The sequence below is a fragment of the Propionispora vibrioides genome, from assembly GCF_900110485.1.
GTDB lineage: Bacteria > Bacillota > Negativicutes > Propionisporales > Propionisporaceae > Propionispora > Propionispora vibrioides.
Genome location: NZ_FODY01000012.1, coordinates 1 through 14,392, shown reverse-complemented (window position 1 = coordinate 14,392; position 14,392 = coordinate 1). Strand labels below are relative to the sequence as shown.

Genomic DNA, 14,392 nt, shown 5'->3' with positions numbered 1-14,392 from the left:
GTGAGACGGACAACGGGCAATACGGCTCTTGCGGGCCATGATAAATATAAAAATATAAGGAGCGTGCAAAAAATGAGAAGCTTTAATGTATTGTCGGTATGTGGCTCGGGGACAGTGACTTCCTCGATGATTGCCGAAAAGCTGAAGGATGCGATGGAGGAACGGGGGATCAAAATCACCGCGACCGAGGCTAAGCCGACGGAAGCGATGAATCTGGCCCAGGGAGGGAGGTTTGATTTTATTACCCACACTAGTCCCTTGCCGGACGGCGATTACGGTATTCCGACCATCAGCGCATTTGGTTTTCTTACCGGGTTTGGCGAAGATGAATTTTTGGAAGAGGTGATGAGCGTTATTGAAGGTCTGGAAGCAAAAAAATAATTCATTTGGTATGAGGAGGAGAAAATATGTTTCTTGAAACACTAAAAGCCATTTTTGATACCTTTGGTGCTCCGGTATTTGTCCCGGTCATTATCTTCATCATTTCCAAGATTCTTAAGGTAGACACCAAGAAATCCTTTTTTTCCGCATTGTATGCCGGCGTCGGCCTGCAGGGCTTTACCCTGCTGTTAAATGCCTTTACACCGATTATTACACCGGTGGTTAAAAAAATGGTAGAAAGCACGGGTATTCAGCTGCCGGTGTTTGATGTAGGCTGGCAGGCTACCGCACTGGTCGCCTTTTCCACCGAAGCCGGCATGGTCTTCCTCGGCATCGGTCTGGTCGTACAGACAGTGCTGTTCCTGAGCAAATGGACTTCGGTGTTCCAGCCCGGTGATTTGTGGAATAACTATTCCTACATGGTTTGGGGTTCCATGGTTTATCTGGTTACGAAAAATATGATGCTGGCTTTGGGCTGCATGATACTACTCAATATGTACAGCTTGCTGATTGCCGAACTGATGGCTAAACGCTGGTCGACTTATTACAAATATCCCAATTGTACCATTATTGCCATGCATAACATTGAAGCTGCCATTTTTACCGTGGTATTTGACCCGCTTTTGAATATGTTCGGTTTAAACAAGGTAAAACTGAGTCCTCAGGAATTGCAGAAGAAATTGGGCTTTTTCGGTGAACCGGTTTCACTGGGCCTGCTGTTGGGTATATTCATCGGCATCATGGGTAACTTCAAAAACTTGGGCACCCTGGCAGCCTGGGGACAGGTAGCCGTCATGGGTATTGCCACCAGCTCAATTATGGCAATCTTCCCGCGGGTAGCCGGTTTGTTTGCCCAGGCTTTCCTGCCAATCACCGAAGCGGCCAGAAAATCCATCAAGAAGGATGCCAAGGCGCGGCAATGGTTCCTGGGGGTTAACGATGCCACCGGCTACGGCGAACCGGCCACCTTAATTTCCGGTATTATTCTCATTCCGATTATGGTCTTTTTGGCGATTGCCCTTCCTGGCAATCAGGTGCTGCCGGTTGTTGACTTATTGGCACTGCCGTTTATGGTGCAGGGGATTGTACCGCTGGTTAACGGCAATATCTTCAAGGTACTGATTACCGGTGCCATCTGGTTTAGTGCCGGGCTGTACATGTGCACCTATACGGCACCGCTGTTTACCGAAATATGCTCGACCGTGGGCGTGCATCTGCCGGTAGGCGCCCTGCTGATCACCAGCTTTAATATTTTAGGCAAACCGCTGATGGGTTTGGTCTTCCTGGCTTTCCTCAGCCAGTCGCCGCTCCTGATCGGTCTGGCCATTGCCGTCTATCTGGTGTTGTACTTCCTGTTCCGCAAGAATAAGGAAGCCGTATACAATTACCTGGATCGGAACGCAATGAAAAACACGGCTGAAGAAGAGAATGGTGCCGTACAGGCATAGGTTGTCCGGGGTTGTCACAACATGATTCTATTTATAACAGTCTGTAGTGTGGAAAAACAGCTTATCGTCCCTTTGTCATTGCCACAAAGGGACCCAAAAGGCTAGGCCTGTCTTCCAAAATACTTGAAAAATTGCCGGCTTACTAAAATCCGTAAACTCGCTAACGCTCAAACAAACGGATTTCTTAACGTAAGCCGGCAATTTTTCATCCTACGGAACGTATTTTTCCAGAAAAGGCCGAACGAAGAACCAAAGAACAAGGCTATTGCGCTTTTCTTAGAGCGACGATCCCTTTTGCTGGCCGGGATGCGTAAATGGATATGTCGATATGCACGAAATGTATGGACTGTTGGCAAAAATGTAGTACCATGCCGCCAAGCCGCCGGACCAGAAGCGTTGGCGATCATGGAAAGATAGTTTTTTTGGTTGGCATGTATCTTGCATATTGATATGGGCAGGAACAGGGCGGAAGATAGACAACGCCGCCCTGTCTGGTAAAGGGAGGAAAACGATGATGCAAAAGACGATGAAAGCGGCGGTACTCTACGGCTTGCGGGATATCCGCTGCGAAACGGTGCCTGTGCCGGACATCGGCCGGGAGGATGTACTGGTAAAAGTAAAGTATGCCGGGATTTGCGGCTCCGATATACCGCGGGCTATGGTTAGCGGCGCCCGGCGCTATCCTTTGATTCTGGGGCATGAGTTTTGCGGGGAAGTTGCTGCCGTAGGTGAGGCGGTTGATGGCTACCGTCCGGGTGACCGGGTAGCAGTGGCTCCCTTGATTCCCTGTGGGAATTGTGAGCATTGCCGGGAGGGTCATTACGGCCTGTGCGAGCATTATAATATCATCGGCACCGGCAGTGACGGAGCGTTTGCCGAATATACCAAGGTGCCATTTCGGCATCTGCTGCGACTGCCGGATCAACTGGATTATGCAACGGCAGCCGGCATTGAACCGGCTACCATCGGCTATCACGGGGTAGCCAAAGGTGGGATTCAGGCCGGCGATACCGTGGCAGTACTGGGCTGTGGCCCGATCGGCCAACTGACGCTGCAATGGGCCAAACTGTTTGGTGCCGCCACCGTCATTGCCGTGGACATTTTCCCGGAAAAGTTGGAACTGGCTAAGTCGTTAGGCGCCGATATTCTGATTAATTCCCGTGAGTGTGATCCGGTGCAGCGAATTAGGGAGCTTACCGGCGGCGGCGCCCAGGTGGTACTGGAAACAGCAGGCAGCAAAATCACCCAGGAGCAGGCTGTGCTGGTCGCCCGGAAGCAGGGACGAGTGGTATTTTTGGGGATTTCTCACAGTGACCTGCCCTTGCAGGAGAAGACGATCGAGGCCATTCTGCGGGGAGAAATTTCCCTGCAAGGTTCCTGGAATTCCTATTCGGCACCCTATCCCGGCAAAGCCTGGACGGCGACCCTGGAGTTTATGTCCCAGGGAAAACTGCAGTTTGCGCCGATGATTTCCCACCGGATCAAGCTGGAAGAATTGGCTCATTATCTGGCAGCCATTGCGGACCGCACCATTTCCTTCAACAAAATTCTTGTGGAAATATAAGGGGGAATGAACTATGCTGGAACAGTTAAAAGAAGAAGTGCTGGCTGCCAACCTGGCGCTGCCGGTTCATGGTCTGGTTAAATTTACCTGGGGCAATGTCAGCGGCATCGACCGTGAACGGGGAATGGTTGTCATTAAACCCAGTGGCGTGGAATATGAAAAAATGACCGCCCAGGATCTGGTGGTATTGGACCTGGCAGGCCATCAGGTGGAAGGAAAGTTAAGACCTTCTTCCGATACGCCGACACATTTGGTGCTATACCGGGCCTATCCTCACTTAGGAGGCATTGTCCATACCCACTCCACCTGGGCTACGATCTGGGCCCAGTCAGGCCAGAGCCTGCCGGCGCTCGGCACTACCCATGCCGATCATTTTTACGGCAAGGTGCCTTGCACCCGGGCATTAACCGAACAGGAAATTGACGGTGATTATGAAGTGGAAACTGGCAATGTAATTGTCGAGACGTTCAAAACACTGGATATTAACAGCATTCCCGGCGTATTGGTACGCAACCACGGGCCTTTTGCCTGGGGCAAGGATGCGCAGGATGCGGTGCACAATGCCGTCATTTTGGAGGAAATCTGCCATATGGCCTATCATACGGTGCGGTTAAACAATACAGCCGGCTCTATTCAGCAGTGCCTGCTGGATAAGCATTACTTGCGCAAGCATGGCAGCGGGGCGTATTATGGACAGTCTTAGATAGAGGAAAGAAACGGGTTGAACATTCTATATAGGTAAAAGCAGCAGGGGAAATCAGCCGAACTACGGGGAGGCTGATTTTTTTTATTTGCCGGGGGAATCCTAACCTTTCAAGACCTGGGGGAAGCAGGGGTTAAAGGAGAGCAACGAGAATAGTCTAAACAGGCTATTTTTTCAGTCATTGTTGGTCGGCAGTAAAAATTATGCAAAGCTGACCGGATGAAACAATCGAGAAGACGATTGATTTAATAAGTCGGCGATGCGAGGGAAAAACCCTAAAGGATAGCGGTGTTCTTTTGGAGTCTTGCTGACGTGGCCAGGCGAATAAATCAGTGGTTTCAATAAATAAGGAGAAGGCGTATGTCCATTGAGAGGTACTGCAATCAGGATTTGATTTTATTTTCAACGTTGTCCGTAAGGGAGGACATACTAAGCTATATGGCGGCATGCTTATTACGGCACGGTTATACGAAGGAGAGTTACCGGGAGGCTGTTTTAGCACGGGAAAGGGTGTATCCTACCGGACTTGGCGGCGAAACGATCGGAATTGCCATTCCACATACAGATATTGTTCATGTGATTAAACCGGCGATTTGTCTTTGCATATTGAAAGATCCTGTGGAATTCGGGCTAATGGGAGGCGATGATGCGGAAACGGTGCGGGTGTCGGTTGTTTTTATGCTGGCGCTGAGGGAACCGGAAAAACAATTGGAGGTGCTGCAAATGGTTATTACCATGCTGGAGCAGGAGCATTACCTGAAATCTCTGCTGCAGTGCTGTTCGGCAGAGGAGGCTTTGGCTATCCTGGTACAGGCAAGCCGTTAACACGGATGACAAATAAGGCAGGAGGAAATGGGATGGCGATCAAAAAAAGAATTTATATTTGCTGTGGAACAGGCATTGCCACTTCGACAGTTATTGCAAGAAAACTTAATGAGGTGCTGAAACAATACAAAATTACGGCTGATGTCAGTCAGTGCAAGCTGACGGAAGTTGCCTCGCGCGTGCGGGCCGTTAAGCCGGATTTGGTTATTAGTGCCACGCAGATTCCCGGCGGCATGGAGAATGTACCGGTTTTACTTGGACGAGCCTTTCTTACCGGAGTTAATAAGCAGCAGCTTATTGAGGACGTTGTTGCCATTTTGGAAAAATAAAGTACAGTTAAGTATGCGGGAGCGGATATATGGAGCTTATCCTAGGGGTTTTTACCTATGTTATCGGCTTAGGCGTGACGGTCATGATGCCGATTATTATTACGATCTTGGGTCTTATCTTTCGTAAAGATTTTTCCGTAGCTTTTAGGGCCGGTCTTACCGTTGGCATGGGCTTTGTCGGTCTTAAAACCATCACCGGTTTGCTGCTGTATACCATCAGTCCGATTAACCAGGGACTGGTGGAGCGGCTGGGGTTCAAACTGACGGCGGTCGATGTGGGCTGGAGCTTCGGCTCTTCTATTGCCTGGGGGACAGAGGTGGTGCCTTTCGTATTTTTGGCCATCATAGCCACCAATGTGGTGATGGTATTTTTGGGCTGGACCAGGACAATGGATATTGATATCTGGAATTTCTGGCATCCTTTATTCATTGCCAGTGGCCTGTATGTGACGACAGGGAGCATGCTGCTTGCCGTCGTTAGTGCAGTAATTAATATGGCTATTATTTTTAAGGTGGCCGACTGGACGCAGAGGGATTGCGAAGAGGTGCTGGGACTGGAAGGAATCTCGCTGCCCCATATCCAAACTTCTGCCTGGGCCCTGGTAGGTTACCCGCTGAACTGGGTCCTGGATCAAATTCCACTGATAAAAGATATTAACTGGACAACCGAGGGTGTTCAGGAAAAGCTCGGACTCTTTGGTGAACCGATGATCATGGGGTTGAGCATTGGTTTGACACTGGCCTGGGCGGCCGGGTTTGACTTTGCTCAGACCGTCCAGACCGGTGTCGTCATTGCCGGTTGTCTGGTGTTGATGCCCCGGATGGTATCGTTGCTCATGGACGGACTGATCGTGATTGCCGAGGCGGCTCAGGAATTTATGGAAAGCCGGTTTCAAGGGCACAAAATCTATATTGGATTGGATTCGTCGGTGGCGATCGGTCATCCCTTTGTTATGGCTATGGGACTCTTGATGATTCCGGTTGTCATGGGACTGGCGTTTGTTCTGCCGGGCAATATCACACTGCCGCTGGCTGATCTGTCGGTTTTGAGCTTTTTCATGGTTTATGCCATCGTTCCCTCAAAGGGTAATTTGTTCCGGGGGATTGTGATCGGTGTGGTCATTTCCATTATTCTTTTGTATGTTTCCAGCTATGCTGCTCCGGTCATGACCCAGTTAGCCGGTCAGTTGAAAATTGCCGTGCCGCCGGGCACTATGCAGATCACCTCACTGGCCCTGGGGGCTCAGTGGTATACCTGGCTGGTATATGCCGTCTTGAACTGGCTTGGTGGGGGAGGCTGAACAGAAGTTCCTGATCGGAGACAGGAGAGAAAATAACAAAAGCGGCTTGGACAGCAAAGTCCAGGCCGCTTTTGTGCAGTCCTGAATTTTGCAGGGAGGCTGATGGGTATGGGTTATATAACCAAAACAGCAAAACGGCTTGCAGATAATGTTAGTATAGCGGCCGGCGGTATAATTTGTTGGCTTTAAAAAGTATGGCAGGTGAGGCTGCGGTGGTTTTGCCGGTCATTGGACAGGGTATTTTTTGTTTGGCACAACACTTGCATTATAAATGGGCAGACGGAAGGCTCTTTCCTCAAACAGGAAAATCATAGGAGCAAAGGAGGATTTACTCACCGTGGATTTTACTCAGCTACTTAGGCAAGAACTGATGATTGTGCCGCTTCGGGTCAATAGCCGAGAAGAAGCATTGGAAAAGCTGGCCGACCGGCTGTGGCAGCAGGGGTATGTAAAGAATTCGTATTTGGCGGCGGTAAAAAAACGGGAAATTAGTTTTCCAACCGGGCTGTCGACAGGAAATATCAATGTGGCCATTCCGCATACCGATGTGGAGCATGTATTGCAGGCCGCGATGGCAGTGGGCGTGCTGGACAGACCGGTCTTATTTTCCAGTATGGAAAACCCTCAGCAAACAATTGCAGTATCATTGATCTTTATGCTGGCGCTGAAAGAAGCTCATGAACAGCCGGTGTTCTTGCAAAAGGTTGCTGGTATTTTGGAAAATGAAAGGTTGCTGCAAAGTTTAGTTTTGCAAACTGACACAGATGATGCGTACCGTTTGTTGTTTGCTGTGTTTTCGTAAGATTTCGACGGTAGGATAATGCAAAATCATAAGGATTAGGAGGATTGGACAATGGCTGGTGAAAAAAGAATTCTGGTTGCCTGCGGGGCAGGCGTATGTACATCCACTATGGCGATTAACAAGCTGAGAGACGCGCTGGACAAAAGAGGCAAGCTCAAAATGGTGAAGATCAGTCAGTGCAAAATTGCTGAAATTTCATCGATGGCGGCGGCACATGATTTGGTTGTTGCCACGACGCAGGTATCGGCTAAGATTCCGATTCCGGTCGTTACGGGGACCGCTTTCTTAACAGGAGTTGGAATAGACCGCGTTGTGGAAGAGATCATCGGGTATTTGAAAATTTAAGACAGGGAGGACGAAGCTATGGAAATTATCAATTACATTGTCAGTCTCGGTGCCAGCGTGATGATGCCGATCATTATCACTATATTGGGAGTGTGTCTGGGAGCCAAATTGAGCCGGGCCATCCGTTCCGGCCTGACGGTTGGTGTAGGGTTTATCGGACTGAATTTAGTCATCGGATTGTTGACAAGTACGCTGGGGCCGGCGTCGCATACTATGGTGGAACGTTTGGGCTTGCACCTGACTGTTATTGATGTAGGTTGGCCAGCGGCTGCGGCTATTGCGTTCGCCTCGACGGTGGGAGCCATTATTATTCCGATCGGCTTGGCAGTTAATGTGATTTTACTGCTTACCAAGCAAACCAGAACGATTGATGTGGATATTTGGGATTACTGGCATTTTGCTTTTACCGGTGCTTTGGTTACCGCAGCAACCGACAGTATTTTCTGGGGAGGCTTTGCGGCGGTTGTCAACATGATCATCGTATTCTACTTGGCCGATTGGACGGCGCCGGGAGTGGAAGAATACAACAAATTACCCGGCGTTTCCTTGCCGCATGGTTTTTCAGCGGCCTATGTACCGATTGCCATTGTGATTAACAAGGCGATTGATATGATTCCGGGGATTAGAAATATCAAGGCTGATCCGGAAACTTTGCAGGAACGGTTTGGGATTTTTGGGGAACCGATTATTATCGGCAGCGTATTGGGACTAATTATCGGCGTTCTAGCCGGCTATGATGTTAAGACGATATTAACGGTAGGTATCACCATGGGGGGCTGCCTGGTTTTGATTCCCAAAATGGCAGCCATGCTGATGGAAGGCTTGTTGCCTATATCTGATTCGGCTCAGGAATTTATTCAAAAACGGTTCAAAAATGCCGGAAAAATTTACATCGGTTTGGATTCGGCCGTGGCCATCGGTCACCCGGCTTGCATGGCTGCCGCCTTGGTGCTGGTGCCAATCACCATCATTCTGGCAGCCGTGCTGCCCGGCAACCGCGTACTGCCGTTTGCCGATCTGGCTGTACTGCCCTTTATGCTGGCCATGGTAGTTCCTGTCACGCGGGGCAATGTATTCAGAACCTTTATTGTCGGGTTGGTCATGGTGGTCGTGGGTTTGCTGATTGCTACCGATATGGCACCACTGCATACCCAACTGGCTATCAACGCTAATTTCAAAATGCCGAGCGGTGCTACCCAGATTGCCTCCATTTGTGACGGAGCCAATCCGTTAACCTGGCTAATATTGCAGATAACGGGTCTTAAAGCGGTAGGCGTAGCCGTATTGGTTGCCATTATCGGCGTTATGGCTGTGATCAATAAAAAGATTACGAAACGGCGGGATGCCGTGGAAGATTTGCAGGCTTGATTAATACAAAGCATGGTTCCTGGAGAGTGAGACGGGAACCACGCTGCCACAGCAAAGGAGGAAAATGGCATGTTGCTTGAGAATTTGCGCAAAGAGGTTCTGACTGCGGCTTTGCAGCTTATCCGTTACGGTTTGGTAACGCTTACAGGGGGGAATGTCAGCGGCAGGGATGAACAAACCGGATATATCGCTATCACTCCCAGTGGAATGGATTATGAGCAGTTGAGCCCGTCCGATATTGTGATTATTGATGGGGCGGGAAATATGGTGGACGGGAAGTGGAAGGCTTCCGTGGATACCAAGGATCATCTTTATATCTACCGGCAGCGTCCGGATATTCGGGGAATCATCCACACGCATTCGCCATATGCCTGCAGCTTTGCCATGCTGCATCGTGAAATCCCCTGCTGCAGCACGACGCTGGCCAATGAGGTGGGGGGCAGTGTACCTGTAGCCAGATATACGCCGGTGGCCGAAGCCGCAATCGGTCCGGCCGTTATGGAAGTGCTTGGTGATAAGAATGCCTGTCTGTTGGCCAATCATGGCGTCATTGCCGTTGGCCATTCAGTCCGTCATGCGCTGGTGGCCGCCGTTATGCTGGAGGATGGCGCCAAGGTATATCACCTGGCCAGTTTGAAGGGAGCGCCGGTGCAGTTGCCGCCGGAAGAAATAGAAAAAGCCAGAAATGTTTTTCTCTATACGTACGGGCAAAACTCATAAGGTTATGGTTAACAAAATGGGCGGAAACATGGTAACATAGAACCGGGCAGTGTTTGATTTTATCTTGATAGAAAAGCTGCAAGGAGGAGAGTTGTATTGGGGAAAGCAGACAGTCTGCGGTTGTTGCTTGGCAGTGAAGATAAAAAAAATCCCTATACCGATCAGGAACTGGCACAAAAACTGGCAATTTCCCGGGGCGAAGCAACTCTTCTGCGGCAGAGAATGAAGATTCCCGATTCAAGGGAACGAAGAAGGCCGGTATTATGTGAAGCTATCCGGCAGATTATGGACAGCGATCCTTATCTGGCAAAGCGGACTGTGACCGAAAAGCTGCGCCAGATGGGATTTGCCGTATCCCGCTTTACTACGGAGCAATTACTGCAAAATGATACATACCGCCAGTCACCGGAAGCTGCGGTGCCGCCGGGCATCCAGCAGCCGGTGGCAGAATATGGCGGTAAAGAAATTACCGGTATGGCGTTTGGGCATTTGATCGGTCAAAAAGGGAGTCTGTTTCCTGCCATTGAGCAGGCCAAGGCAGCTATTCTCTATCCTCCCAAGGGGCTGCATACGCTGCTGTTTGGTGCGACAGGTGTTGGTAAAAGCGATTTGGCGGAAGCTATGTACCGCTTTGCCGTAGAGACGGGCAGACTTAATGCAACGGCGCCCTTTGTAATGTTCAACTGCGCCGATTATGCCGACAATCCCCAACTGTTGCTTTCGCAACTGTGTGGACATGTGCAGGGAGCGTTTACCGGTGCGGAACGACCGAAAGAAGGCTTGATTGAAAAAGCCAATGAGGGTATTTTGTTTTTGGATGAGATTCATCGCCTGCCGCCGGAGGGACAGGAAATTTTGTTTTATCTTATTGACAAGGGGCGGTTCCGGCGCTTGGGCGAGACCGAAAGCCTGCGGCAGGCTTCAGTTATGCTGATTATGGCTACTACCGAGTTGCCGTCGGCCTCGCTGCTGGCGACCTTTAGGCGGCGTGTCCCAATGGTCATTGAACTGCCCAGCCTGCAGGAAAGGCCGCTGTCTGAACGGTTGTTGCTGATTCATCATTTTTTGCGGCATGAAGCGCAGCGCACCGGCAATACCCTGGCTATTGATGCCGATGCGGTGCGCGCCTTGCTGCTGTATGATTGTACCGGCAATGTCGGTCAGCTGTCCGCCGACATACAGGTTGCCTGTGCCCGGGGATTCTTAAATTTGATTACCGGCGGTAACCGGAATATTTCCATTACCGTGGCCGATTTGCCGGCCCATGCCCGCCGCGGACTGCTTAAAGTGCGGCACCAGAAGGATAAACTGGATAAATTACGGGTAACCGGCTATGAAATCGCGCCCGGTAAAGACAATATGGTATATATGGATGAGCTGTATACCTGGCCGCGCGAGATATACTCGTATATTGAGGAGCGGTATGGAGAACTTTCCCGCCAGAAGTTCTCGCAAAAGGAGCTAAACCGGATTATTGGGGCGGAATTGGAAGATAAGCTTCGCCAGTGGATCAAGCGGGCGGATGAAACGGCGGAACTTGTTAACAAGGCCGATTTATACAAGGTGGTAGGCCGGCCGATTGTTGATATTGTGGAAAGCATGCTGGAACGGGCCGAGTCGATGCTGGGACATGCCAATGAACGGATTGTGGTTGGACTATCTATTCATTTGACTGAAACGTTAAAGCGTCTCAAACAGAATAAGGCGATTATGAATCCCCACCTGGAAAAAACAAAGCATGAATATGCCCGTGAATTTGCCATAGCCCAGGATATGGCCGAATGCTTTGCCCGGCATACGGGAATCCGGCTGCCGGAGGAAGAGATTGGTTTTATTACATTATATTTAACTATGTACTGCCGTCAGGATAATGAGGGCAGAGTGGGAATCCTGGTGTTGTCGCACGGTCATGTGGCGGCGGGCATGGCGGAAGTAGCCAATCGTCTGTTAGGCGTAAATCATGCCAAAGCCGTGGAGATGTCGCTGGATGAAAGTCCGGAAACAGCATTAGAGCGTACGGTGGAGCTGGTGATGCAGATCGATGAAGGCAAGGGTGTGCTTTTTTTAGTCGATATGGGATCGCTGGCTGATTTTAGCACCCGGATTACCGAATTGACCGGCATACCGGTCCGGTCGGTCGGGCCGGTTTACACTATGATGGTCATTGAAGCTGTTCGCCGTGCGTTGCTGCCGGAAGCCAGTCTGACAGAACTGGCGGACAGTATAGGTCAGTCCTGCATAGGTATGACCAGTGTAAAACAGGAGCTGTTGCATAATCCGTCAGGCAAGCCGGTGATTTTATCGGTCTGCATTACCGGTCAAGGTGCAGCGCTGCAGTTGCAAAAGGAATTGGAACGGAAACTGGGGCAAGCCGGCGGTGTGGAAATTATTTGCCTGGGACTGGCCGACCGCCAGTCGTTTACGCAACAGGTCAGGCAAATTATGAGTACCCGTACCGTCCAGGCTGTCGTTGGAACCTTGGATCCTCATATTCCTGGGGTTCCCTTCATTACGGTCGAGCAGGTATTGAGTAACAATCTGCCGTCTGTTTTTAAACCGATGGCTTATAAGCCGGCATCTTTACAGGATATTATTAAAGAAGAGCTTATTTTCTTTCCCAATCAGGAGGCAAGCAAGCCGCAGATTATTGAACTGCTGGCGGAAAGTCTGATTAGCCGGAATCTGGTTAAGCCTCAGTTTGCGGCTGACGTAATGAAGCGGGAGTTAATCGGTGTACCGGTATTGAGCCTGCGGGTGGCCATTCCTCATGGCGAAGATCCCCGTTATATTCAACAAACTTCAGCGGCGTTGGCGGTATTTCCCGAGGCGGTTCCCTGGGGGGAAAATTACCGGGTAAATATAGTCTGTATGCTGGCGGTAACTGCCGATGGCAAGGAAATCGTGCAGGACCTGGGGGAACGGCTGACGAATGATGATTTGGTGGAACGTTTGTTAGGTACGCAGAGTGCGATGGAAGTCAGAGAAGTTCTCCTGCAAGATTTATAAGAAGAAAAATACAGCTAATAAATAGCTGTATTTTTTTTCAGCTTGTTGAAAAAGTATAATTATGAAAATGGTTTTTGAAGGTCCATGTAGAAATAATCTATATGGACCTAATTTTATTAGGAGGGTAACGATATGCTAAAAGAACGAGCACCCCAACAAATGAAATTTGAATGGGTTTGTATCGACCAATTAGTTCCTGAGGACCATCTTCTCAGGAAGATAGAAAAATACATAGACTTTTCATTTATATATGAGAAGACCAAACCCTACTACTGCCAGGACAATGGCCGTCCACCTGTAAACCCCGTGATACTCTTTAAGATGATTTTTATAGGGTACCTATATGGTATTCGTTCTGAGCGACAGCTCGAAAAAGAGATTCAGGCAAACAACGCTTACCGCTGGTTCTTAGGGCTAGGCCTGACTGATCCTGTCCCTGACCATACCACGATAAGTGTGAACCGACACTCTCGTTTTAAAGGCACCACTATCTTTCAGGAAATCTTTGATGAAATCGTCGAGCAGGCTATGCGCCATCGCATGGTGGGTGGGCGTGTTCTCTTCTCTGATTCTACCCATCTTAAGGCAAACGCCAATAAGAAGAAATGGGAAAAACAAATGGTCTTTCCCTCCACTCAGGCCTATTTAGAGCAACTAGGCTCGGCAATCAACCAAGATCGCGAAGAACATGGAAAAAAGCCCTAGATATTAGAGAGGAAGTGGTTGAGGAAAGGGAAGTAAAAATAAACAAAACTGATCCGGAAAGTGGTTATATGTATCGAACGGGTAAACCGGAAGGGTTCTTTTATTTAGACCATCGTACAGTCGATTTTAAATATAACATCATCACCGATGTTCATATCACCGCCGGAAACGTACACGATGCTTCTCCTTACATCGAAAGACTTGAACGACAAACTGAAAGGTTCAAATTTGCAGTAGAAGCGGTAGCACTTGATGCCGGTTATCTAACAGCATCTATCTGCAAGGAGCTGCAAGCTAAAAAAATATTTGCTGTAATTGGCAACAGACGGTTTCAGTCAACCAAAGGACTATTTCCTAAGTGGAAATTCACTTTTGATAAAGCAAATGCAAAGTATGTTTGCCCTAACGGACAAGACTTAGTCTATCGGACTACTAACCGCGAAGGCTACCAAGAATACCATTGTGACCCCAAGATATGCAAGAGCTGTCCTATGCTAGAAAGTTGCACCCGCTCTAAGACCCATAAAAAGATTATCACGCGACATGTGTGGGAAGAGTCTAAAGAATGGGTTAGACAAAACCGACTTACAAAGTCGGGGAAGATGCTATATAAGAAGAGAAGTCAAACCATTGAGCGAAGCTTTGCAGATGCTAAAGAACTGCACGGTCTTCGCTATTGTCGGTTTAGGGGTAGGGAGCACGTACAAGAGCAGGCGCTACTAACGGCTGCTTGTCAAAACATGAAGAAGATTGCCAATCACCTCGCAAGACTAGCGTAGGGGGTCAGCAATCTTTTTTATTGTCTATTATTACGTTTTTTCAATATTTTCTTTGTTACATAGAAAACCCATGGCTCTCGGTTTCTAAAAAGCCATGGGTTCTTCGACAGCCTGAG

Annotated in this window: 13 protein-coding genes; all 13 read left to right on the top strand. The window is 49.2% G+C overall.

Features of this window, described 5'->3' with window-relative positions:
* Positions 1-72: 72 nt before the first annotated feature.
* The 13 genes from BMW43_RS10885 to BMW43_RS10825 all read left to right on the top strand — a co-directional run bounded on the left by BMW43_RS10885 (position 73) and on the right by BMW43_RS10825 (position 14,276).
* Positions 73-381 carry a PTS sugar transporter subunit IIB gene (locus tag BMW43_RS10885; RefSeq protein ID WP_091747270.1) on the top strand — a complete coding sequence of 103 codons (309 nt, stop codon included), beginning with the start codon at positions 73-75 and terminating at the stop codon, positions 379-381.
* Between the two features lie 26 nt (positions 382-407).
* Positions 408-1,829, top strand: a complete 1,422-nt coding sequence (locus BMW43_RS10880) for a PTS galactitol transporter subunit IIC (RefSeq protein WP_091747018.1) — start codon at positions 408-410, stop codon at positions 1,827-1,829.
* Positions 1,830-2,340: 511 nt separating this feature from the next.
* On the top strand, positions 2,341-3,393 hold the full coding sequence (locus BMW43_RS10875; protein WP_218140652.1) for a galactitol-1-phosphate 5-dehydrogenase: 1,053 nt from the start codon (positions 2,341-2,343) through the stop codon (positions 3,391-3,393).
* A gap of 13 nt (positions 3,394-3,406) precedes the next feature.
* Positions 3,407-4,096, top strand: coding sequence for an L-ribulose-5-phosphate 4-epimerase (araD, locus tag BMW43_RS10870; protein WP_091747015.1), 690 nt, complete (start codon positions 3,407-3,409; stop codon positions 4,094-4,096).
* A 360-nt stretch (positions 4,097-4,456) separates the two neighbouring features.
* A complete protein-coding gene (locus tag BMW43_RS10865; protein ID WP_091747012.1) occupies positions 4,457-4,921 on the top strand; it encodes a PTS sugar transporter subunit IIA in 465 nt (154 codons plus the stop codon).
* A 32-nt stretch (positions 4,922-4,953) separates the two neighbouring features.
* Positions 4,954-5,250 (top strand): PTS sugar transporter subunit IIB, encoded by a 297-nt coding sequence (locus BMW43_RS10860; protein ID WP_091747008.1) that lies wholly within the window; start codon positions 4,954-4,956, stop codon positions 5,248-5,250.
* Positions 5,251-5,279: 29 nt separating this feature from the next.
* On the top strand, positions 5,280-6,551 hold the full coding sequence (locus BMW43_RS10855; RefSeq protein WP_091747005.1) for a PTS galactitol transporter subunit IIC: 1,272 nt from the start codon (positions 5,280-5,282) through the stop codon (positions 6,549-6,551).
* A 337-nt stretch (positions 6,552-6,888) separates the two neighbouring features.
* On the top strand, positions 6,889-7,353 hold the full coding sequence (locus BMW43_RS10850; RefSeq protein WP_245732359.1) for a PTS sugar transporter subunit IIA: 465 nt from the start codon (positions 6,889-6,891) through the stop codon (positions 7,351-7,353).
* Positions 7,354-7,404: 51 nt separating this feature from the next.
* Complete coding sequence (locus BMW43_RS10845) at positions 7,405-7,698, top strand: PTS sugar transporter subunit IIB (RefSeq protein ID WP_091747000.1); 294 nt, start codon at positions 7,405-7,407, stop codon at positions 7,696-7,698.
* An 18-nt stretch (positions 7,699-7,716) separates the two neighbouring features.
* On the top strand, positions 7,717-9,066 hold the full coding sequence (locus BMW43_RS10840; RefSeq protein ID WP_091746997.1) for a PTS galactitol transporter subunit IIC: 1,350 nt from the start codon (positions 7,717-7,719) through the stop codon (positions 9,064-9,066).
* A 69-nt stretch (positions 9,067-9,135) separates the two neighbouring features.
* Positions 9,136-9,786 carry a class II aldolase/adducin family protein gene (locus BMW43_RS10835; protein WP_245732357.1) on the top strand — a complete coding sequence of 217 codons (651 nt, stop codon included), beginning with the start codon at positions 9,136-9,138 and terminating at the stop codon, positions 9,784-9,786.
* A gap of 96 nt (positions 9,787-9,882) precedes the next feature.
* On the top strand, positions 9,883-12,792 hold the full coding sequence (locus BMW43_RS10830; protein WP_091746995.1) for a sigma 54-interacting transcriptional regulator: 2,910 nt from the start codon (positions 9,883-9,885) through the stop codon (positions 12,790-12,792).
* 132 nt (positions 12,793-12,924) lie between these two features.
* A protein-coding gene (locus BMW43_RS10825; RefSeq protein ID WP_091744644.1) for an IS1182 family transposase occupies positions 12,925-14,276 on the top strand; the annotation gives its coding sequence in 2 pieces (ribosomal slippage) (positions 12,925-13,495 and positions 13,495-14,276; 1,353 coding nt in all).
* Positions 14,277-14,392: the final 116 nt, after the last annotated feature.